This window comes from Flavobacterium anhuiense (assembly GCF_050990855.1).
Lineage (GTDB): Bacteria > Bacteroidota > Bacteroidia > Flavobacteriales > Flavobacteriaceae > Flavobacterium > Flavobacterium anhuiense_C.
Genome location: NZ_CP158861.1, coordinates 3,256,929 through 3,280,327, shown reverse-complemented (window position 1 = coordinate 3,280,327; position 23,399 = coordinate 3,256,929). Strand labels below are relative to the sequence as shown.

Below are 23,399 nucleotides of genomic sequence, written 5' to 3'. Positions count from 1 at the left end.
CAGGTTTTAAAGTTCCTGAAACCTTGTTTAAATAATGTCCTAAATTTAAGTATTTTGTATCGTTTATTTGCCACAAAGACGCGAAGACTCTAAGTTTTTTTTATTTGATGAGCATAAACCCGTCCTATTTATCTTTTCGACGAAGGAGACCCGAGCGATAGCGAATAGGCGAAGTAAATCACACTAGAATTTCCATAAAGCATAACACCAATCTTTGTCGATTCCTGAGTGTGATTTCTCCCTCCGGTCGAAATGACAAAAAATAAGAGAAATCTCAATTGCCTCCAGCTTTAGCTGGAGGTTAAATGAATCCAGTCTGATTGGCTTTAGCCTAAAATCGTAAGTTTGGCTAAAGCCCTTATATTCTTCTTTTGAACACCTCCAGCTGAAGCTGGAGGCAATTCAAAAACTTTGCATCTCTGCTCCCGATAACTATCGGGATTGTGAGCCTATTTGCCCCCAGCATAAAAAACTCAGCACCTTAGCATCTCAGAACCTTAGCACCTCAAAAAAATTAATGCGTATGCTCTCCTCCACCCTTCATTGCAGAAAGCAAATAAAAAGCACCTTTAGTTACAATTTTAGCATTGGCAGGAGCTTCAGTCACGAACTTAACCTCTGTAAAACCTAAATCGGTTGTTCCTGGAATTACTTCAATCGCTTTAAAATGAATTTCTTCTTCGTGAGCTTCTTCTTTTTCACCTGCTGCGTGTTCGTGTTTTTCTTCTGCGTGATTTTCTTCCTGAATGAAAACGAAATATTTATCAGCATTTTTCACAACTGCATCTTTTGGCAAGGCTGGAACTGTTGCATTTACAATATTAATATTTGCCGAAACGTACATTCCGGGAATCAATCCTTTTGCATCAGCAGGATCAATTTTAGCATGAACAGCAACAGTTTTGCTTTCATTCGAAAAAGATTTATTGATTCCGAAAATCTTTCCCTTAATCGATTTATTCGACTGATTCGTTAATACGAAGTCAATTACCTGACCAATTGAAATCGAACCTAAATCTTTCTCGTACACATTCAAATCCAAATGCATTTGACTGTTATCAACCACTTCAAAAAGAGAAACTCCTGTATTAGCAAAAGCGCCTTTCGCAATGTTAATTTTCCCTACATAACCATTTATAGGAGAAACAATTGGCACAACTGAAGTCGTTCCTTTAGTATTAACATGCAAAGCGTCCAATTTGTTTTTTGCAGCTTGTGCTCGAGCTCGTTCAGCCGCTAATTTAGCTTTCACTTCCTGAAAAGTCTTTCTCGGATTCACATTTTCATCACTCAACGTTTTCTGGCGATTGTATTCCAATTGCAGATACTCCACATTCGCCACAGCAGATTGATAATCTTCCTGCATTCCGATTACTTCTAAATTTTGGATCGTTGCCAAAACTTTTCCTTTGTTGACATACGTTCCTTCCAAAACAAAAATGTCTTTTACCGTCCCGCCAATCAAAGTCGAAACCTCAGCAGAATTTTGTGGAGGAACAGTTGTATATCCGTTTGCTTTAATGATTTTATTTAGATTTCGGTCTTCGACGACGCCTGTTTCAATTCCGACTGTTTTATATTGAGAAGCCGTTAAAGCAACTTCTGTCGATGATTTTTCTTCTTCCTGCGGTTCTTCAGCTTTCTTTTCACTACAGCTTGTTAAGGTAACCGCAAAGAGCGCTAAGATTACGCAAAGCACGCCAAGTTTAATTTCCTTGCGTTCTTTGCGTAGTTCCCTTGCGTCCTTTGCGGTTAAATAATTAGATATATTTTTCATTTTTAATTGTTTTTGATGGTTGGGAATTGAAGTTCGATGGCACTTTGATTGTAGCTGTGCGTGGCTTCTGCAAATTGTTTTTTAATATCAATCGCTTGATTTAAAAAGCTGATATACGACCAATAGCTCATATCGCCGTTAGCATAACTTTTTTGGGCCGTTTCGATAATTTGATTAGCATATTGTAATCCTTCATTCTGAAAATACGCTAAATTCTTCTGTTGCTTCTCGAAGTTATTTTTCAACTCTTCTCTTTGCAGATTCAAAATCATTTTGTTTTTGTCTAAAGCCAATTGTGACTGCGATATACCGATTTCCGCTGCTTTTGCTTTTGTCGTATTAACTCCTCCAAATAACGGAATCTGCAATCCTGCCGTGAAACCTTGAAACAACGATTCGGTGTTAATGGTTTGAGCAAAATATCCTAATCCCACCTTTGGCGTACGCAAAGCTTTAAAAGTCCCTGCTTCTTTTTGATAAACCGAAATTTGTTGTTGATATAAATCGGTCATTAAAGCTTCTGCTTTAGTAGTATTCTGATTTTCAACAATATCATATTGCAAATCGGTGTTTTGATCCGGAATTATATTTTCATTGGTCTGAATGAAAAACTGCAATTGTTTTTGATAAATAGCCAAATCATATACTAACTGCACTTTCTGCGTTTCGATTTCTTTGACTTTGGCTTTGGCACTGATCACTTCAATATTCCCGCTTTCACCTGTTTTAAAACGTAGTTCCGCATTCTTTAAGAATTTCGTATAAATTTCATTCAATTCTGAATTGAGTTTCTGGATCGAAACGCCATACAAATATTGATAATACGCCAATGTCACCGCTTTTTCGATCTCATACGCAGACAAGGCTTTTCGTTTTTCGGCTAGTTTTGCCAACTCTTCCTGCAATTGTCGATTCGCTTTTGTGATATTTCCTAACGGAAAAAACTGCTGCACCGAAACATTATGATCGTAATCGGCACTATTGAACTGACCGCCTTGATATTGCACCTGAAGCGGATCGGGCTGAAAAGCAGCTTTTATGAGAACGGTTTGTTTTTCGATTTCTTTATCGGCTATTTTTAAGTCGATGTTGTTTGATTTGGCAAGTTCTATTGCTTTTTCGAGACTGATAGATTGCTGTGCTGAAATAGCAGTGCTTAACAATAGGAACGTACTTAAACGCAATCCCGATAGCCATCGGGAGCAAAGCTTTTTCGATTGATTTTTATATTTTGAATTTTTCATTTTTATACTTTTTGTTTCACGCAGATTCAAAAAAGATTTAAGCTGATAAACGCAGATTTTTTTATTCATTAAAATCAAAATTAAACCTGCTTTAATCTGTTAGATCCGCGTGAAAAATCTTTTTTGTCTCCCGCAGATTTTGCAGATTAAGCAGATTTTTTCTTTTTAAATTAATCTGCCAGATCTGCTAAATCTGCGAGAGAAATTATTATACGCACTGTAATAAATTATCTAATTATCAAATTTTCTCATTTACTAATTATCCTTGCGGTTAAATCGCTCCAACAATAAATACAAAATCGGCAAAACGATTAACGTCAATAAAGTAGCCGAGATTAATCCCCCGATTACTACCGTTGCAAGTGGTTTCTGCACTTCTGCACCACCGCTTGTCGACAATGCCATTGGCAGAAATCCTAAAGAAGCTACAGCTGCGGTCATTAAAACAGGACGCAAACGTGTTTTGGTTCCAATAATCACTCGCTGGAATGCATCTGAAATTCCTTCTGATTTTAATTGGTTGAAATACGAAATCAGTACAATTCCGTTTAAAACTGCAATTCCGAATAAAGCAATAAAACCAATTCCGGCAGAAATACTAAACGGCATTCCTCTTAGCGAAAGTGCAAAAACACCTCCTATAGCCGATAACGGAATCGCTGTGAAAATCAATAACGCTTGTTTAACACTTTTAAAAGTAAAATACAATAAGACTAAAATTAGCCCTAAAGCGATTGGCAAGGCAACTGAAAGTCTTTTCGAAGCTTCAATCAGGTTTTCAAATTGTCCGCCATACGTGACATAATAACCCGCAGGAAGCTTGAAATTTTTATCTAGTTTTGCCTGAATTTCTTCAACAACACTTTTAATATCTCTTCCGCGAACGTTTAATCCAACTGTAATTCTTCGTTTTCCGTCTTCGCGGATAACCTGCACAGGACCTTGTTCGTATTCAACAGAAGCAACCTGAGAAAGCGGTACTTGCTGGCCGTTTGGAAGCGGAATAAACAAATTGCTTACATCCGTGATATCGCCACGATTGTTTTCGTCCATTCTCACGACAACATCAAATCGTTTGCTTTCGTCATAAATCTTTCCGGCAACTTCTCCTGCAAACGAGGAACGAATGATTTGATTGACATCTGAAATATTCAATCCGTAAAGGGCAATTTTATCATAATCATATTTAATCGTGATTTGCGGTAATCCCGTTACTTTATCGGCTTTTAAATCTCCGATTCCTTCAACTCCTTTTATTTTCGAAATCAATTCGGTTGCTTTGGCATCTAAAATTTCCAAATCATCACCAAAGATCTTAATCGCAATATCAGATCGGCTTCCCGTCATTAATTCGTTAAAACGCATTTGGATGGGTTGAGAAATTTCGATATTCGCACCCGGAATAATTTCCATTTCCTTTTTCATCGCATTCGCCAATTCTTCCCAGTTTCGATATTTGCCTTTCCATTCTTTTTTGTCTTTTAAAACAATAATCAAATCCCCGCTTTCAATTGGCATTGGGTCGGTTGGAATTTCACCACTTCCTATTTTGGTTACGATGGTTTTAATTTCTGGAAATTTGGCTTTCAGAATCTGTTCGTATTGGGTCGTCGTTTTCACCATCTGCGTAAGCGAACTTCCCGTCATAATTGTCGCATTGATTGCCAAATCGCCTTCTTCAATTGTTGGAATAAATTCGCCTCCCATATTTTGGAAAATGATAAATGCTAACGCGAATAAGCCAACGGCAATAGAAAGCACGACTTTTTTAAACTCTAAAGCTTTCTTTAATAATGGCGTATAACGGCTTTCCAGCCAAGCAATCATACGATCACTGAAATTTTCTTTGTGTTCTGTTTTTTTCGAAAGAAACAAAGCGCTCATCATCGGAATATATGTCAGTGAAAGAATAAAGGCTCCGATAATCGCAAAACCAACTGTCATTGCCATTGGTTTGAACATTTTTCCTTCTGTTCCAATCAAAGCCAGAATTGGCAAGTAAACGATAAGAATGATAATTTCGCCAAAAGCCGCACTATTTCTAATTTTTGAAGCCGAATTATAGACTTCTTCGTCCATTTCCTCCTGCGTCAGTTCTTTTTTGTTTTTGAATTGCTGCAAATGATGCATCGTGGCTTCGACAATTATCACGGCGCCGTCGACTATAATTCCGAAATCTATGGCGCCAAGACTCATTAAATTGCCGCTTACGCCAAAGGCATTCATCAGAATCACAGCAAAAAGCATCGCTAATGGAATAACCGAAGCGACGATTAATCCGGCGCGAAGATTTCCTAAGAATAATATCAAAACGAAAATCACGATTAAAGCACCTTCCAGTAAATTCTTAGCAACGGTTTTAATAGAATTATCAACGAGTTTTCCTCTATCAATAAAAGCTTCGGCAACAACACCTTCAGGAAGGCTTTTATTGATTTGCTCCATTTTTTCGTGAACACGATCTACGACGGCGCTCGAGTTCTCGCCTTTCAGCATCAAAACCATTCCCGAAACGATTTCACCTTTTCCATCTTTTGTTGATGCTCCGTAACGCAGTGCAACGCCTTCGCGAACTTGCGCTACATTACGAACCAAAACTGGCGAACCGTTTCGGTTTTTCACCACAACATTTTCAAGGTCTTTAACCCCTTTTGCCATTCCGACACCGCGAATAAAATACGTATATTGATCTTTTTCAATATAAGCGCCACCGGTATTTTGATTGTTTTTTGCTAAAGCATCAAAAATTTCGGTAATCGTTACGCCCAAACTATTAAGCATATTGGGATTTACGGCGATTTCGAATTGTTTTAGTTTTCCCCCCCAAGCACTTACTTCGGCAACACCACGAACGCCCTGCAATTGCGGAATAATAATCCAATCCTGAATAGTTCGCAGTTCGACTGCTGTGTATTTGTTTTCGTAGCCTTTTTTGGCGTAAACATCATATTGATAAATTTCGCCCAATCCTGTAGAAATGGGCGCTAACTCAGGAGAATTTACATAATCTGGAATGTTTTCTTCCGCTTCTTTTAAGCGTTGAAAGATCTGTTCACGAGCCCAGTAAATATCAACATCTTCATCAAAAACTACGGTTACAACCGATAATCCAAAACGCGAAATACTGCGGAGTTCTATGACTTTTGGAACTGTTTTTACCGCTCTTTCTAAGGGATACGTAATTAATTGCTCTACTTCCTGGCTTGCCAAAGTAGGTGCCGTCGTAATGATCTGAACCTGATTATTGGTTACATCTGGTAATGCATCCAACGGTAAATTTTTAAGCGAATAGCTCCCCCAGGCAATGAGCACAAGGGTAAATAGTAGTATAACGAATTTGTTTCGTATACTAAACTGAATGATTTTATCTAACATTTGAATAAATAATGACGTGAGAAATTAGGCAATCAAATCGCCTGTAAACATGTGGAAAGTCCACAACTCTCTCGCCCGTTTTCGATTTTCATCGAACAGGCACAATCATTATACTATTTGAGGGGGCTGCCAAATACTTCCGTAGAAATTGGAAATAAAAACAGAATGATAACTCGGTAAAGAAATTGAAATTTGATTGTAGGTTTTAGGAAATTCAAAACTTACTGTAGAATGATAACTTAAAACTTGTGCTCCGCAACAGTTGCAAGCACAAAATGGGGAACATAAATCATTGGCTTTATCATGCGAATGATTGTCTTCTGAAGCAAATTGCGCTGTTTTGTGCATAGCACTATTCACTTCCATATCTGCGCAAGGCATATTGGAAAGCGCCATCAGGTAAATTGATAATATAATTGTTATCCATTTCACAACTGTAAAAGTACACTTTATTTTTAATTTTCCTATTGCACTGATACTGAAAATATTAAAAACAACACACATAGTAATGATCTGAAAATTATTTTATTAGTTTTTTCATTTTCTATAACTTTTTTGTCGGCGGTAAGAAAATTTCGTTAACTTTAACAATAATTAACAATTCTTTAAGCCTCAGATTTTAACCTTAAAAGACACTTTTCTATACGCCAAAAAAATAACAGAGATTTCTTTAAGCACATTAGTATAATTTATTTTTTGCAGTTTAATTCATTAACATTAAATACCACAATAAATGAAATGTAAAACACTAATATCAGCCTCTTTATTATTTTTCAGCATGCAGATTTTCGGGCAAGTTTATACCGATAAAATTGTAGGAGAAAAAAATCAAACCTTAAAAGACAGTCTTAAAATTGAAGAATACCCATATGCTCTTCCTATATGGGGTGAGAAGGTCGCTCAAAAAGGATATAAGCTTCCGTATTCAGCCGGTTTATCGGTAAACTGGTTTTGGCAAGAATCTGAAATTGTAATCAACAAGTTAGAAATAGGTTTTAATCATGGCCCACAGTACAATCTCGACGAAATTGTTCGATTTGACAAATCATCTGTCGAGGCTAGTGCATTAACTATTAGACCAGATATATGGCTTCTTCCCTTCTTAAACATTTACGGGATATTTGGAAAAGCAAATACATCTACTAAAATTAATGCCGGCATCTGGATTCCTGACGCAGATAATAATTGGTCGGAAATTACAACTTTCAGCACAAGAGCAAATTTTAACGCTACAACATTTGGTCTGGGTATGACGCCAACAATTGGTATTGGCGGTGGCTGGCTAGCTCTTGATATGAATATGGCGTGGACCGATATTAGTTCATTAGACAAACCTGCTTTCTCTTATGTATTTGGCCCAAGATTAGGTAAAACATTTAAATTTAACAAACCCGAACAAAACATTGCAGTTTGGGTGGGCGGATTTAGAGTACATATTTCTGGTGACACCAACGGGGATTTGCCTTTATCTGATTTTATTGATTTGTCAAATGCGCAGCAAAAAGTAGATGATGGTTTAGCAAAAGTGGCAGAAAACCAAACTAAAGTAGATAATTGGTGGGATGGCTTAACACCTGCCGAACAAAAAAATCCTGCGAACGTTGCGAAACATAATACAGCGAATAGAGCATTAGAAAGTGCCGGCAATATTCTAGGTACATTAGATGGCGCATTGAGTACTGCAGGAAGTTCATCTGTACAATATTCGCTTCAAAAACGACCAAAAGACATGTGGAACTTTATTGTTGGTTCCCAATATCAATACAACAAACATATTATGTTTAGAGCAGAATGTGGTTTCTTAGGCTCACGTACACAAGTGCTAGCAAGTTTACAATACCGTTTTGGACTTTAATCCTGTAATTGTATGAAAAAAGGTTTTCTAATCTTTGTCACTTTTTTTTGTATTACTACTGCGCAATCTCAAGTTTTGATTTCCTTAATTTTTGGAGATAAACTCAACTCGGAGTTTTTAGAATTTGGTTTGGAAGGCGGTGTTAATTTTTCAACGATTTCAAACATGGGTTCTTCTGCTACCAATCCAGGTTTTAATCTTGGTTTTTACTTTGATTTGAGATCCAGAAAAAATCCAGCTTGGATGATCAATACAGGAGTGATTGTGAAATCGCCTATGGGAGCACAAGAAATTCCGGTGTATTCTTTAAATAATGAAAACCTTGACAATACGTTTGTGGGTGGAACCGTAAATCGTGAAATTCGTTATTTTAATGTTCCTATTTTAATTAAATATCAGTTCAAAAATCATATTTATGTAAAAGCAGGACCTCAGTTTGGATTATTAGCGAAAGCTTTTGATGAATTCAAAAATGAGATTGATAATAACGACGTTGTTTATAAAAAAAATATTAGAGATCAGATTCACGTTATCGATGCTGGACTTGCTTTAGGGACTGGTTACCATCTAAATGTTGGAAATGGCTTAAACTTTACCGTTCAATACTATTACGGATTAGTTACCGTAATGAAAGGCGACGGTCCAAATAACCAATACAACAGATCTTGGTACATCACTGCTGGAATTCCTATTGGAAAAGGAAAAGCAGCAAAAAGAAGGGCAGAAGAAAAAGCTGAAATGAATAAAGTGATATTACCAGAAGATGAAAAGAAATAAATTTCATTCTAAAACATTCAAGCATACACTTTTTCAAGTTTAAGATTAATGAAAAACAAGCTTAAAGCGTGAAAGATTGAAAACTATAAAGCCTGATTGATTTCTTTTATAAATTCAAGAATTTCATCTGTACTTAAAACAAAATCTGGAGTGGTATGCAAAATGGCATTATTAGGCATAAAAGGCATATCTGCAGAAAGCGGATTTTGCACCACACTTATACCGCCAGCTGCTTGAATTGCTCGCAGTCCGATTGTTCCATCTGAATTGGAACCCGAAAGTAAAATTCCGATCAAATGATTGCCATATATTTCTGCAGCAGACTCAAAAGAAACATCTATACTGGGTCTGCTGTAGTTTATTTTTTCTGAAGTGTCTAAAGACAGCGTTTCGTTTTTTTCAAATAATAGATGATAATTAGACGGCGCAATATAGATGAATCCTGATTCCAGTTTTACTTTATCTTCTACTTCCTTTACTTTTAATTGTGATTTTAAAGCCAGTAAAGCTTCCAAAGTTTGTTCGTCAGACTGTTTTCTGTGAACCACAATTACAATCGCAAACGAAATAGGTTTTTCTATAAAAGGCAAAATTTGCAGTAATGCCTGCAAACTTCCAGCTGAACCTCCAATTATGACTGCTTTACAGTCTTTTATTACTCTTTTATTTTCCTCCATATTTTTTCTCTTTCAAACTGTTTGTATTTGGCTGGAGATATAGAATATTTTATTGTTTCTTTTGTTCCGAGTGCCAAAAAACCTAGAACAGCTAAGCTGTCATCAAATAGCTTTACCACTCTTTTTTGCAGATTATTATCAAAATAAATTAAAACATTACGGCACAAAATGAGATCAAACTCGTTAAAAGAAGTATCTGAAACCAAATTGTGTTGTGAGAAAACCATTTTTTCTGATAGATTTTCATTAAACTTCGCAAAGCCGTAATTGGCAATGTAATAATCCGAAAAGTCCTGCTGTCCGCCTGCATCACGGTAATTATCTGCATAATCTTTTATCATTCGCAACGGAAAAATACCGCTTTTGGCTGTCTCCAAAACCTGTGCATTTATGTCGGTTGCATACAATATCGATTTATGAAGCAAACCTTCTTCTTTTAGCATAATTGCCATCGAATAGACTTCTTCTCCTGTAGAACATCCTGCGTGCCAAATACGGATAAAGGGTTTGGTTCCTAATAACGGAAGTATTTCTTTTCTTAACGTAAAATAAAAGGATGGATCGCGAAACATCTCGGTTACATTCACCGTGATTTCATCAATCATTCTTTTGCAATATTCTGGATCGGTACGGACTTTAGATAAAAATTCATGAAAATGCTTAAATCCATCTAAATAAAAAACCCGGCTTACTCGTCGTTTAAGCGAAGCTCTAGAATAGCTTCCAAAATCAAAACCATAATATTCGTAAACATCATTTATAAGAGTTTCTAATTCAATATCTTCAATCATAATTCATTTAAATTTCTCCCAAAATCTGAAGCAATTTATCTACATCTACTGGTTTTGAGATGTAGGCATCTGCTCCAGCTTCTATACATTTCTCTCTATCTCCTGCCATGGCCTGTGCTGTTACGGCAACAACCAATGTCGATTCTTGCGACGGAATGGCTTTAATAAGCGGAATAGCCTCATAACCATCCATTTCTGGCATCATCATATCCATTAAAACAGCATTTATAGACGAATCTTCTTTTAATATTTTTAATGCTTCTTCGGCACTTAAACAAGAGACACAATCATACGATTTTGCTTTTAGGGTATTTACCAAAGCAAAAATATTTCTAGAATCGTCATCTACTATCAATATACGTTTATTTCCCATTTGCGGATTTTAAAAGATTAGATTTTATCATAAAGCCATACTCGCAGCAGCGATAACAACTGGTCTACATCGACAGGTTTTGTAATATAATCTGAGGCACCTGCTTTAATACATTTTTCCCTGTCTCCTGTCATAGCTTTGGCAGTTACCGCTATTACAGCTAAATTAAGAAATTTAGGATTGCTCCTTATCTTTTCGGCAGTTTCATAACCATCCATATTAGGCATCATCATGTCTAACAATACAACGTCTGTATCGGGATTTTCATCTAAAATTTTAATCGCCTCTTTTCCATCAAAAGCGGTAATAACATTCATTTTAAAAGCTTCTAGCGCTTTTGAAAGCGAATATATATTTCGCACGTCATCGTCTACTATCAATACTTTTTTCTCAAACAAAATATTATTTAGCGAATTCAGTTTTTTGTGGTTTTCTTTGGTACTATTCCCCTCTTTCTTTTCTTCTACCAAATGAAGGAAAAGCGATACCTCGTCTAGCATTCTTTGGTACGAATGTGCCGTTTTAACAATAATAGAATCGGCATATTTTCTAATTTTTAGTTCTTCTTTGATAGACAGACTTTTTCCTGTAAAGACAATTACAGGCAGATTTTCTAGTCCTGGACTTTTCTTAACACCGTCTAAAATTTCATAAGCTTGTTTGTCTGGAATTCCCATATCTAGAATTACGCAGTCTACTTCCTGTTTTCCTAAAGCCGACAGACCAGCCGAAACTTCACTCTTAATTTCTGAATTAATATCATACGTTTCTAGGAAATAAGCTAATGCTTTTGCATGTTTAGGATTGTCCTCGATAATTAAAACCTTTTGAGATTCTTTGTTGATGATATGCTCAATACGCATAAAAACTTCTGGAATCTTGTCAAAAGCTACAGGTTTATCTAAGAAATCTACAGCTCCCTTCAATAAACTTTCTTGTTTTAGTTTGTGCGAAGACATTATATGTACTGAAATATGCTTGGTTTGCGAATGATTTTTTAATTCTTCCAAAACCTGCCAGCCGCTCTTAATTGGCAATTCGATATCCAATAAAATTCCGATTGGTTTGTAGATTAAAGCAAAATTCAAAGCATAATCTCCTCTTACAGCAACAACGCCTTTATAACCTTTTTTCTTTGTAAATGCCAATAATGATTTCGCAAAACTTATATCATCTTCTACAATTAAGATTACCTTATCCCCCTCTTCAATCGAATCTCTGTCGTCTTCAATTTCTGCTGGCACAACCTCGCTAATGTATTTTGGTTTGCTGTCTGCTGCTTCTGTTTCTTCCTCAAAAACGCCTTCTTCCTCTTTTTTGCTTACAGAAACTTTATTCAAAGCCATTCCTAAAACGGGTAAACATAGCGTAAACGAACTTCCTTCATTTACTTTGCTATGCAGTACAATTTCTCCTCGAAGCAGTTTTGCCAATTCGCGGCTAATTGATAATCCTAAACCGGTTCCTCCATATTTGCGTTTCGTTGAGCCATCTGCTTGTTGGAACGCTTCAAAAATTAACGGTTGTTTTTCTAACGGAATTCCGATTCCTGTATCCTTTACGATAAAACAGATTACTTTATCATTGTCGTCATCAATTTTAATTTCAAGGCTTACTGTTCCTTTTTCTGTAAATTTAATTGCGTTTGAAATTAGGTTTTTCAAGATTTGTTCCAAGCGCATTTTATCTGTTTTGATAACGATTGGCGCTTCTGTAGCAATGATTTCAAAATTGATATTTTTCTCTTTTGCTACCAGATAAAATAAATTGTAAAGTGTATCTGTTATTTCTTTTGTCGAAACATCTAAGAATTCCAGATCCATTTTTCCTGCTTCAATTTTAGATAAATCTAGAATTTCATCTATTAACCCTAACAAACTGTTTCCAGAACTCTGAATTACTTTTGCAAATTCAATTTCCTCATTGTTCATCGTTTGGTTGTTGTTTTCAGAAAGCAGACGGCTTAATAATAAAATTGAGTTCAATGGTGTTCTCAACTCATGCGACATGTTGGCTAAAAACTCCGACTTATAACGAGTTGTCAATTCTAAAGCTTCCGATTTTTTCTGGATTTCCGTATTTTTTTCTTCTAATAAAACACTTCTTTCCGACAGCTCTTCGTTGGTTTGCTCCAATTCTTCTTGCTGCACGCGAAGTTCTTCTTCAGATGCTTGAAGTTTCTCAGTCTGCGCTTCTAATTCAGCGTTTATCGCTTCCAATTCGCTATGCTGAATCTGCAATTCTTCTGATTGCGATTTGGTTTCTTCTAAAAGTTCTAAAACACGCTTACGATTTTGAGTTGCTTTTAAAGCAATTCCGATATTATTGGCAACTAAATTTAAAAACTCCAATTGCAATACAGAAAAACCGTAAATACTTGCCAATTCTACAGCACCTTCCACTTTAAAATCCATTAGCGGAAGCGCCACAATATGCGTTGGTTTTATTTCGCCTAAAGCGTAATTTATTTGGATATCGTCTGGCGAAAGTGTTTTTAATTCCAGCATTTTACCAGAAACAATGGCTTGTCCAATTAAACCTTCGCCTTTTCTAATTCTTTCCCTGCTTTTACTTGGAATATAGCTATAACCGCCAGAAATTGTCATTTCTTCTCCATCTACAACATACAAAACACCAGCACTACTATTGGTGTATTGGCACAAAAATTCAATAACATCTTTAGATAATTTCTGCATGGTTTTTTCGCCCAGCATTTTATCATTCAAAGTTGCCACACCAGATTGAAGCCATTCTTTTTGAGATAATAATTCGAAAGAACTTTTTAGAGAATCTTTCATTTCATGGATCGAAGCTCCAAGCGCGCCCAGTGTATCGGCTTTTCTATCATCAATCTGAACATCATAGTTCCCTTTAGAAATTTGAGTTGCAATACCTCCAATTACTTGAAGTCTATCAGCAGTTTCTTTGTCCTTTTTTATTAATTCTTGTTGCAATAAAGTTCTTTCGTTGTAATCTTTTAAAATTCTCATCAAGAAAACAATAGATATTAAAAAGGCAATAAAGAAAGCCACAGCAATTAAAGCCAAACTATAATTACCATAACGTTCTGAATTTGAAATACGTTCTTTTAAAAGCGTTTGTTCTCCAGTTTCAATTTTCTTGACAATCGCGCGCATTTCATTCATCATTCTTCGACCCTCGTTCAAATCGAAAATTAATGTTTGTTTGCTTAGTCGTTTTTTTACAATCTGATTGTTTAAATATTTAAAAAAACCAGAACGTTTAGTGCGTAATTCTTCTAATAATTTTGTCTGCGAAGGATTATCAGAAGTGAGCTCATCCAATTTTACAAAATAGGCATTGGATTTGTTTTCTGCATCATTAAAACGCTCTACAAACTGTTCGTCTCCAGTAAGCAAATACCCTCTCATACTGGTTTGAGCCTCAGTAATAATAGACGAACCTTCGTTTAAGTTGTAAATTACATCTTGAGTATGATTGACCCAAAAATTACTATTTAAAAGACTTTTAATACTTATAAAAGATGCCACTGAGCTAATTGTAAGTACAAGAAGTGAAACTAGCGAACTAATTAATAGATTTCTTTTAAAATTACCGTTCATATATATTTCTAAATTATTTTAATTCGTATTTTAAAGGCAGCACAATAATAAAACTTGCTCCCTCGCCTGTTTTACTTTTAGCTGTAATTAATCCGTTGTGTTTTTCTATAATTTTCTTAGCGATCGCAAGTCCAATTCCGGTTCCTTCGTAAGTCTGACGGTCATTTAAACTTTGGAAAATAATAAAAATGCGGTCCAGATAAATTTCATCAAAACCAATTCCGTTATCTTTCACTACGATTCTGCAAAACTTACCTTCCGGTGAGGTCGGACTATCGATTGATTTCTCTAAAATGATCTCAGAAGTAATTTCGATTACGGGCTTCTCTTCGTTTCCTGAGAATTTTAAAGCATTCCCAATCAGATTTTGAAAAACTTGACGCATCTGACTCGGAATGCTGTCAACGGTTGGAAGTTCGTTTGTTTTAATTATAGCGTTTTTGCGTTCAATCAGATAATCAAAATCGCCCAATACTTCCTGTAAAACCACATTTAAATCGGTTTTTTCAGGTTTTACTTGAGCCGAAAGTCTAGAATATGCTAAAAGATCGGTAATTAAAGTCTGCATTCTTTCTGCAGATTTTATGGTTCTATCGACGTAATCGACAGCTTTGTCATCTGCTTTTAAGTAAAGGTCCTTTATAATTTTGATGAAGATTTGAATTTTTCTAATAGGCTCATTTAAATCGTGCGATACCACCCAAGAAAACTGCTGTAATTCGTGATTTCTAAGTTCCAGTTCTTCGTTTTTCTGAACCAGTTCTTTTGTTCTCTCCGCAATTTTGATCTCGAGGTTATCCTGTGCTTCTTTACGAATTTTTATCTCTTTTGAAAGCAGGTCTTTTATTGCTTTCAACTCATTTTGCTGTTCGTAAATTTTAAGAAACGTCTTTACCTTCAGTATCAATAAATCGCTATCTACCGGTTTGGTAATATACTCCACGGCACCGGTTTCATATCCTTTAAAAATGTATTTTTTTTCGGTATTAAGCGCCGAAAGGAAAATGACGGGAATGTCTTTTGTACGTTGATTTCCAGAAAGGATTTTTACTACCTCAAAGCCATCAAGTCCCGGCATTTGAACGTCCATGATTATTAAGCAATAATCTGTTTTGAGAATTTTTTTAAGTGCTTCTTCACCAGATTCGGCACTATCGACATCGATATTATGCAGCTCCAATGTTTTCTTCAAGGCAATAATATTAGCCCGTATATCGTCTACAATTAATACCATGTTGGAAAGCTAAATCGGTTGTAAATCAAAATAATTGAATTTAAAATAAATATAAAATTTTTCTTATTTTTTTAATGAATCGCAAATTGGGTCACTAAAAATTGCTGCTGAAATTCTCAAATGTATAAAAAAAATAACGGGCAGGTTTTTTATTTAAAACGTAAATAGTTACAAAATTCCCATCTTTTCTAGTTATTTTACATTTTCTATGTGATTCTTAACTTATTACAAATTTCTTGTCATTTTAACATTTCTCAAAAAAAAAATGTATTTTCGTACATAAATCGTCATTTTATTTTGATTGAGGCAAATAAAACTTCTTTTAAGACAAGCAAGATCTCAAATAAGAGCTAATTTTAGGTAGCACTAAAAGCTTAAAAAGAGAGAAATCATGAAAAAGAAACAGACATTTCCCGAACAAAAACAGAATCTTCCCGGTAATGAATATATGATGAAACCGGAACCTGAAATTATACGAGAGAATTATGTTGGAAGTGGCAAATTACTTGGAAAAACAGCTTTTATTACAGGAGGCGATAGCGGTATTGGCCGAAGTGTTGCAGTGCATTTTGCGAGAGAAGGCGCCAATATAGCAATTGTCTATTTAAAGGAAGACAAAGACGCTCAGGAAACCAAAGCTATGGTCGAAAAAGAAGGTCAGCAATGCCTCTTGATAAGCGGTGATTTAAAAGATGAAAAATTCTGCCGCAGCGCGATAAAAAAATGCCACACCACTTTTAAAACGATTGATATTCTGGTGAACAATGCAGCAGTGCATTTTCCTCAAAATGACTTCGAAAAGATAACCAATGCGCAACTTCATAAGACTTTTGAAACCAATATCTATCCGTTTTTTTACATTACCAAAGCCGCACTTCAATTTTTAAAAGAAGGTGATTCGATCATCAATACGACTTCTGTAACTGCCTTTCGCGGAAGTGAGCATCTAGCAGACTATGCGAGTACAAAAGGCGCGATTGTGAGCTTTACCCGTTCGCTTTCCAGTATGCTGGCCAAAAAGAAAATTCGGGTAAATGGCGTTGCTCCTGGTCCTATTTGGACACCTTTGATTGTCGCGAGTTTTGACGATCTATCAGAATTTGGAAAAGACAATCCGATGGAACGAGCAGGACAGCCCTCTGAGGTCGCTCCTGCTTATGTTTTTCTTGCTTCTGAAGATAGCAGTTATATTACCGGACAATTTATTCATGTCAATGGTGGAGAATTGGTTGGATAAGATACTGAAATGCTAAATTTTATTTTGCCTATATTTTTTGCTCGCAAAGGCACGAAGGCGCTAAGCTTTTTAGGCAACCTTAGATAAAAACTTTGCGACTCTGCGTCTTTGTAAAATTAAAACCCCATTTAAACGTAAAAAAAAAATGAATGTTATAGATGTTTTAGGGCTTTTTGCGGGAGCATGTATTACCCTATCAACGGTTCCGCAGATTATAAAGGTTTGGAAAACCAAGAAAGTAAAAGAAATTTCGCTTCGAATGTTCAGCATTTTAACATTCGGGATCGCGTTGTGGATTGTTTACGGAATTCTAAAAAAAGACTTTCCGATTATTATAACCAACAGCATTTCTTTAGTTTTAAATCTGATCATGGTTTATTTTATCATCTATTTTGAAAAAGAGTAATTGTAAAAAAAAAAAAAAAAAACAGCTCGATCGAAGCTGTTTTTTTGAAAGTGAAGAATATGGGATGCTTACTAGCTAGCTAATTTTTGGTTGTATGTTTTTAATTCCAATTGGTATTTTCGAGGCTGCAAGTTTCGCTTCAAAAACTGCACTGGAGCTGCAATTGCCGTCAATTTCATATGAGATAGTTTTTTAATCTCGCTTAATTGTTTTACTGCAAAGTTTAAGATAGGTTCAAACGGAGTAAAATAATTATAACTATGCTGCGCTATCTCTAATTCTAAAACTTCACGAAGGATACTTTTCATCACTAAATAACGAATTGCCCCTTGACTTGGAATTCTTTTCAATTCTTGGAATTTTTCTCCTATTTTATGATTCTCATCTCCTATATAAATGTAATTTCCAGAATTGCTTGTAAATATTTTTTTTACTTGAGAAACAAAATCAGTTTCTTTATTTTCGATTGTTGTAGGCATTCCGATTATGGAAAATTGAATCTGCTGATGGCTTTGAAAATACAATACGCTATTAATGGCAGAAGAATTACTCATAATACCTGATTGCTGTTTTTTAAGGCAATTTGTAGCACCATTGGCACCAAAACTATGCAATACATTTCCTTTCTCGCAATATGCGAAAAACACAGGCGAAAACGGATTGCATTCGATACTTAAACTTATTTCTTGTTTGAATATTAAATCAAAACTGAGGTAAGACATTTCTTTTTCAAAACGAACACCCGAAATACTCCCTGTCGCCCATTTTGATTTAAAATTCAATTTGTATTCATTCCCAGAAACCAACAAGTCTCCGCCAAAGCTTTCTTTTAGATTATTAAAAACAGCATCAAAGCTTCCAGTATTTAAGTAAAGTTTTTTCATAGTTTGGTTTATCGAAGCGGTCAGTATTTTAGTTTGTATAAAAACGAACCTTGGTTGTTAAATTTCTATAATCCAAATTTCGTTTATATTGTCAGTCAATTCTTTATACAATTTTGCAGAGATATTTCATAATTTTTATTTAAAAGTGACAAAGGTTCAAAGCAACAAAGTGACAAAGCCCTTTAGCATAAGTCTTTTTTCTTTTTCCTTTATCATTTTGTTACTTTGAATCTTTGTTGCTTTGAACCTTTGTTGCTTTGAACCTTTGTTGCTTTGAACCTTTGCCACTTTGAATGCTACTTTATAAAAAAAAAAGCAGCTGCCTCAAATAAATTTGAAACAACTGCTCATCAGCAAAATAAAAATACCAATCTATTTTTATTCTTTTATGTTAATTCGTTTATGTCTGAATTTTTGGAATAATTGGCTTTCGGAATGTCTTTAAAAAATTCGGCTTCTTCCAAATCTGCCATTGGGCCATATCCTAATAAATGGGTTCCTTTCCCGCCGTCTTTGGTTTCAATTATATATAAAATCGACATATCATCTGGATCACTCATGCCTTCATAACGATGATGTGCTACAATAAAAACATCTTCAGGTTTATAGGCAGCTTTACTTTCTGAATCTATCAAATGATCGTTTTCAAATAAATAATTTACCGTGTAGCCTTCCTCCTGATATCTCTTTATATTATCGGTCTCGTGTTTTGAATCTTCCCTTTTCATTGCTTTTTATTTTTAACTGTTATTCAAATTTCCGTATTGAAAACAGATAAAATTAACTCTAATGATTTTAATCTTGCCTCATTCAAAAATCGATTTTCTGCGAATATTTATTTTTATTAATTTTAGTGAAGCTTAAGATCAGGCTATCAAATACTACTTTTTTGACTAATGAAAATGAATTCATTAGAAAGACTATAAAACTATTTTTTAATGAATAACAACAATTATGATTTTTTGGCAAATGGAGGAGAAATGGGTACACTTACCCGAGCCAAAGATTGGAGTAAAGCAGCAGTTGGACCAGTAGAATTTTGGCCTCAAAGTCTTCGTACGACACTTGGAATCCTTTTAAACTCTAAATTCCCAATGTTTTTATTTTGGGGAGAAGATCATATTTGTTTTTACAATGACGCCTATCGCCCTAGTTTGGGCAATAATGGCAAACATCCTGCTATTCTGGGAGAAAAAGGCGCTGACTTTTGGCCAGAAATCTGGGAATTTATTAAACCATTAATTGATCAGGTGCTGCAAAAAGGAGAAGCGTCATGGTACGAAGATCAATTTCTTCCGATCTATAGAAACGGAAAAATGGAAGATGTTTATTGGACTTTTAGTTATAGTCCCGTAAACGATGAAAACGGAAAAACAGTTGGGCTCTTGTTATTTGCAATGAAACAACGAAGCAAGTAAATATTCGCAAAAATTTAGAAGAAAGCGAAAGACGTTTTAGAAATACAGTCAAACAATTACCGCTAGGAATTTGCATTTTGAAGGGTCCCGATTTAATTGTCGAAATGGCCAATACGACCTATCTGCATATCATTGATAAAGAAGAAAGCACTGTCTTAAATAAACCTATTTTTGATGCTGTTCCCGAAACAAAAGAAACAGCTTATCCTCTTTTAAAAAATGTTTTAGAAACGGGAGATTCTTATTCGGCCGACGAATTTGCTGTAACCCTAAATCGCTATAACAAACAAGAATTAGCTTATTTTAATCTGGTTTTTTATCCTTTGAAAGAAGAAAATGAGAATACTGGAGTAATCGTTGTGGCTTACGAAGTAACGGAAGAAGTCAAAGCGAGATATTTGTTGGAAGAAAGAGAAAAAGCTTTCCGCGACATTGTTATGGACTCGCCAATTGCAATGGCGATTTTTAGAGGTCACGATTTAATAATCGAAATGGCCAATAAAACGATGATGCGTACGATTTGGCAGAAAGAAGAAAAAGATTGCATTGGCATACCTTTATTAAAAGTTTTTCCAGAGTTGGAAAATCAAAAATATCCCGAATTATTGCATGATATTTTAACGAGCGGAACAACAATTCGCGAAAATGAAGCGATTGCATATGTTGACATTAAAAACAAATTGAAAAAATTCTACCTCGACTACGAATACACACCGCTCTACGAAAAGAACGGACAGATTTCGGGCATTATGTGTACTGTAAATGATGTTACTTCTAAAGTTAAAGCCCGCAAAAAATTGGAAGCTGCCGAAGCAAGAGCGCGTTTGACTACTGAAATTGGCGAAATTGCGATATGGGATTTGAATCTTAAAACAAAAAAACTTATTTACAGCAATACCCTTCTTAGTATTTTCGGATTTGAGAAAGATAAAAAACTTGTTCATCAAGATATTAGAACCCGAATTCTTCCAGAAGATGAACGTATTGTAGCAGACGCTTTCGCGAAAGCGCTAAAAAATGGAATTTACAAATATGAAGCACGAATTTTAAAAGTAGACAATTCTATTGCCTGGATTAAAGTGCACGGAAAAATCTTTTTTGACGAAAATAAAGAACCTTCCAAAATGGTGGGAACTTTAATGGATTTTACAACCGAAAAAGAAAGTCAGCAGGTATTAATGAAAAGCGAAAAGAAATTCAGACTCCTTGCGGATTCTATGCCACAGCTTATCTGGACAAGCGATACTTTGGGGAATCTTAATTATTTTAATGAAACTGTTTACAACTATTCTGGATTGACTAAAGAAGAAATTGAAAAAAACGGCTGGCTACAAATCGTACACCCTGACGATCGTGAAGAAAACGTAAAACTCTGGATGGAATCTGTAAAAACAGGAAAAGATTTTCTTTTTATTCACCGTTTTAAACGTTATGACGGCGAATACAGATGGCAGCTTAGTCGAGCAATTGCGCAATTAGATGAATCTGGAAAGGTTCAAATGTGGGTGGGAACAAGCACTGATATAGAAGAGCAAAAAAACTTTACCAGCCAGCTGGAAGATCAAATTATTGAACGTACCACACAATTGGAACTCAAAAATAGGGATCTAGTTAATATGAATATAGAATTGCAATCGTTTGCTTATATATCAAGCCATGATTTGCAGGAACCATTACGAAAAATTCAAACTTTTGCCAGCAGATTGGCTGATTTGGATGAACAAAATATTTCTGCAAATGCAAAAGCTTATTTAAACCGAATTGAGTTTTCGGCAAAGAAAATGCAAAATCTAATTCAGGATTTATTAACGTATTCTCGTGCCAATTCTGCCGATCGCGTTTTTACAAAAGTCAAAATAGACGAAATTGCAGAAGAAGTTATAAGCGATTTTTCGGATCGAATTGAAGAAAAAAATGCCGTGGTTGAATATCATGATTTAGGAGAAGCTACACTTATTCAGTTCCAGTTTAGACAGTTATTGCATAATTTAGTAGAAAATGCTTTGAAATTTTCTCGTCCGGGTATTTCGCCAATAGTAAAAATTTCAGTTACGCAAGTATATGGAAAATCACTTCCAAATGCCGAATTTAAAGACAAAATGTACTATCATCTTCAAGTAACGGATAATGGAATAGGTTTTGAACTGATTTATAAAGAAAAAATCTTTGAGGTTTTTCAACGTTTAAACACCGAAAGTGAATACAAAGGAACTGGAATTGGTCTTGCAATCGTGAAAAAAATCGTCGAAAACCACAAAGGCTTTATCACGGTTTCCAGCGAAAAAGACAAAGGTTCTACTTTTAATATTTACATTCCAGATTTATCTGAAATCAATATTTAAATACAAAATTGGATTGTGTAGGAATGAATTTTTTCCAGTCAATCTTCATGGCATGTTCTATTGATTTTACAATATCCTTCATTAAAACGGGTTTTGTAATAAAACAATTAGCCCCTAAGCTGCGGCATTTTTCAATAATGCTAGGTTCGCTGGAAGTAGAGTAAATTACAACTGGGATGTCTTTTTGATAATCTGAATTTCGAAGTTCTTCTAATACGTCAAATCCGTTTTTTCCTGGCATGTTTAAATCTAAGAAAACAATGTAAGGCGTCGTTGGCGGATTATATATTGCATTTAAAAAGTTCTGTCCTCCAGAATATGTTTGAAGTTTGATATTTTGAGGTATAGATTCTACAGCATCCGCAAAAATACATAAATCATCATCATCGTCATCGGTATAAAATATTGTAAAATCTGTCATGGCATTTTGGGCTTAGAATTATAATCTCTCAAAGATAGTGCAATTTTATGTAACAAGCAGATTTTGAAGCATTTTCTCACAAAACAAAGCAAATTGAAATCTCATAATTTCTAAGTTTAATTATATAATCAGAAAAACAACAAAAAGAGCCAACTTTACTTTACGCTTTTAAAGACAAAGTAAAATAGTATTTGTCAAGCAATTAATTATAAAATCTAACGTAAAATATACTATTATGGGCGATCACAAAGACCTTACAGACGAATTTGCAGTAGACAAAATAAAAGATTTAGCTGCAGACATAAAAACGTGCATGTTTTGTACGTATAACGAATACAGAATCCAATCTCGACCAATGTCGGTTCAAAAAATTGATGATTTAGGGCAACTTTGGTTTTTATCTGATAGAAACAGCGGACAGAATGCTGAAATTACTTTGAATCCAATGGTTGAAATTTTCTTTGCTGAACCTCACGATAAATTTTTAACGCTTCATGGAACTGCGAGTATTTCATATGATCGAGAAACTATTGAAAAATTATGGAATCCTGCCGTAAAAATCTGGATGCCGGGCGGCGTAGACGATCCCAATTTGAGTGTGATTAAAGTGGTTCCCGAAGATGGTTATTATTGGAATAATAAAAACGGAAAAATGGTTGCCATTGCTAAAATGACAGCGGCTCTGATAACAGGAAAAACAATGGATGACGGAATTGAAGGAAGCTTGAAATTATAGTTTTTTTACCGCATATATTTTTAACCGCAAAGAGTTTTTTTAACCGCAAAGACACAAGGGTTGCGCAAAGTTCGCTAAGATTTATCTTTCCTGCTTTGCGTTAAATTCTTACTCTTTGCGGTTATTTTTTTCTGTTGCCTCTAATTTTTTCTCTCGCAAATCTGGCAGATTTAAACAGATTTTTTTTATCTGCGTAAATCTTTGAACGCTATAAAAATTTGCATTATCTGCTAAATCTGCGTGAAAAATTCTTCGCATTGCATTGCTA

The 23,399-nt window shown here is 35.1% G+C and carries 19 protein-coding genes; 7 read left to right on the top strand and 12 right to left on the bottom strand.

What is annotated here, in order from left to right:
- Window positions 1-514: 514 nt before the first annotated feature.
- From ABTV69_RS14645 to ABTV69_RS14630, 4 genes are all read right to left on the bottom strand, one after another.
- Complete coding sequence (locus ABTV69_RS14645) at window positions 515-1,777, bottom strand: efflux RND transporter periplasmic adaptor subunit (RefSeq protein ID WP_433829973.1); 1,263 nt, start codon at window positions 1,775-1,777, stop codon at window positions 515-517.
- A gap of 2 nt (window positions 1,778-1,779) precedes the next feature.
- Window positions 1,780-3,021 (bottom strand): TolC family protein, encoded by a 1,242-nt coding sequence (locus ABTV69_RS14640; protein WP_433829971.1) that lies wholly within the window; start codon window positions 3,019-3,021, stop codon window positions 1,780-1,782.
- A gap of 255 nt (window positions 3,022-3,276) precedes the next feature.
- Entirely contained in the window at window positions 3,277-6,396 is a 3,120-nt protein-coding gene (locus ABTV69_RS14635) for an efflux RND transporter permease subunit (RefSeq protein WP_433829969.1), read from the bottom strand.
- A gap of 108 nt (window positions 6,397-6,504) precedes the next feature.
- Window positions 6,505-6,828 (bottom strand): DUF6660 family protein, encoded by a 324-nt coding sequence (locus ABTV69_RS14630; protein WP_433829967.1) that lies wholly within the window; start codon window positions 6,826-6,828, stop codon window positions 6,505-6,507.
- A 301-nt stretch (window positions 6,829-7,129) separates the two neighbouring features.
- On the opposite strand from ABTV69_RS14630, the gene ABTV69_RS14625 reads away from it, so the two are divergent.
- Window positions 7,130-8,251 (top strand): hypothetical protein, encoded by a 1,122-nt coding sequence (locus tag ABTV69_RS14625; protein ID WP_433829965.1) that lies wholly within the window; start codon window positions 7,130-7,132, stop codon window positions 8,249-8,251.
- Window positions 8,252-8,263: 12 nt separating this feature from the next.
- Window positions 8,264-9,028 carry a porin family protein gene (locus ABTV69_RS14620; RefSeq protein ID WP_433829963.1) on the top strand — a complete coding sequence of 255 codons (765 nt, stop codon included), beginning with the start codon at window positions 8,264-8,266 and terminating at the stop codon, window positions 9,026-9,028.
- Window positions 9,029-9,111: 83 nt separating this feature from the next.
- On the opposite strand, the gene ABTV69_RS14615 is transcribed toward ABTV69_RS14620, so the two are convergent.
- The 5 genes from ABTV69_RS14615 to ABTV69_RS14595 form a co-directional block, all read right to left on the bottom strand.
- Window positions 9,112-9,705 (bottom strand): chemotaxis protein CheB, encoded by a 594-nt coding sequence (locus tag ABTV69_RS14615; protein WP_433829961.1) that lies wholly within the window; start codon window positions 9,703-9,705, stop codon window positions 9,112-9,114.
- A complete protein-coding gene (locus tag ABTV69_RS14610; protein ID WP_433829959.1) occupies window positions 9,684-10,496 on the bottom strand; it encodes a CheR family methyltransferase in 813 nt (270 codons plus the stop codon). The genes ABTV69_RS14615 and ABTV69_RS14610 overlap by 22 nt, the downstream gene beginning before the upstream one ends.
- Before the next feature lie 7 nt (window positions 10,497-10,503).
- The gene (locus ABTV69_RS14605) at window positions 10,504-10,869 is read right to left on the bottom strand and encodes a response regulator (RefSeq protein WP_433829958.1); all 366 of its coding nucleotides are present in this window, start codon (window positions 10,867-10,869) and stop codon (window positions 10,504-10,506) included.
- A 17-nt stretch (window positions 10,870-10,886) separates the two neighbouring features.
- On the bottom strand, window positions 10,887-14,381 hold the full coding sequence (locus ABTV69_RS14600; protein ID WP_433829956.1) for a response regulator: 3,495 nt from the start codon (window positions 14,379-14,381) through the stop codon (window positions 10,887-10,889).
- 85 nt (window positions 14,382-14,466) lie between these two features.
- On the bottom strand, window positions 14,467-15,687 hold the full coding sequence (locus ABTV69_RS14595; protein ID WP_433829954.1) for a hybrid sensor histidine kinase/response regulator: 1,221 nt from the start codon (window positions 15,685-15,687) through the stop codon (window positions 14,467-14,469).
- A 391-nt stretch (window positions 15,688-16,078) separates the two neighbouring features.
- Here ABTV69_RS14595 and ABTV69_RS14590 point away from each other — a divergent pair, with 391 nt between their 5' ends.
- Both ABTV69_RS14590 and ABTV69_RS14585 read left to right on the top strand, forming a co-directional pair.
- The gene (locus tag ABTV69_RS14590; RefSeq protein WP_433829952.1) at window positions 16,079-16,924 is read left to right on the top strand and encodes an SDR family oxidoreductase; all 846 of its coding nucleotides are present in this window, start codon (window positions 16,079-16,081) and stop codon (window positions 16,922-16,924) included.
- A 145-nt stretch (window positions 16,925-17,069) separates the two neighbouring features.
- Complete coding sequence (locus ABTV69_RS14585; protein ID WP_433829950.1) at window positions 17,070-17,330, top strand: SemiSWEET family sugar transporter; 261 nt, start codon at window positions 17,070-17,072, stop codon at window positions 17,328-17,330.
- A gap of 71 nt (window positions 17,331-17,401) precedes the next feature.
- Here the strand turns inward: ABTV69_RS14585 and ABTV69_RS14580 are convergent, their stop codons facing one another.
- Together ABTV69_RS14580 and ABTV69_RS14575 are read right to left on the bottom strand one after the other, a co-directional pair.
- The gene (locus ABTV69_RS14580; protein WP_433829948.1) at window positions 17,402-18,214 is read right to left on the bottom strand and encodes a hypothetical protein; all 813 of its coding nucleotides are present in this window, start codon (window positions 18,212-18,214) and stop codon (window positions 17,402-17,404) included.
- 386 nt (window positions 18,215-18,600) lie between these two features.
- A complete protein-coding gene (locus tag ABTV69_RS14575) occupies window positions 18,601-18,942 on the bottom strand; it encodes a hypothetical protein (RefSeq protein ID WP_433829946.1) in 342 nt (113 codons plus the stop codon).
- Between the two features lie 210 nt (window positions 18,943-19,152).
- Between ABTV69_RS14575 and ABTV69_RS14570 the strand changes: the two genes are divergently transcribed.
- Window positions 19,153-19,632 carry a hypothetical protein gene (locus tag ABTV69_RS14570; RefSeq protein ID WP_433829944.1) on the top strand — a complete coding sequence of 160 codons (480 nt, stop codon included), beginning with the start codon at window positions 19,153-19,155 and terminating at the stop codon, window positions 19,630-19,632.
- A 104-nt stretch (window positions 19,633-19,736) separates the two neighbouring features.
- On the top strand, window positions 19,737-21,974 hold the full coding sequence (locus ABTV69_RS14565; protein WP_433829942.1) for a PAS domain-containing protein: 2,238 nt from the start codon (window positions 19,737-19,739) through the stop codon (window positions 21,972-21,974).
- On the opposite strand, the gene ABTV69_RS14560 is transcribed toward ABTV69_RS14565, so the two are convergent.
- Window positions 21,964-22,395, bottom strand: coding sequence for a response regulator (locus ABTV69_RS14560; protein ID WP_433829940.1), 432 nt, complete (start codon window positions 22,393-22,395; stop codon window positions 21,964-21,966). The two genes, ABTV69_RS14565 and ABTV69_RS14560, sit on opposite strands and share 11 nt — an antisense overlap.
- Window positions 22,396-22,630: 235 nt before the next feature.
- Here ABTV69_RS14560 and ABTV69_RS14555 point away from each other — a divergent pair, with 235 nt between their 5' ends.
- Window positions 22,631-23,131, top strand: a complete 501-nt coding sequence (locus tag ABTV69_RS14555; protein WP_433829938.1) for a pyridoxamine 5'-phosphate oxidase family protein — start codon at window positions 22,631-22,633, stop codon at window positions 23,129-23,131.
- Window positions 23,132-23,399: the final 268 nt, after the last annotated feature.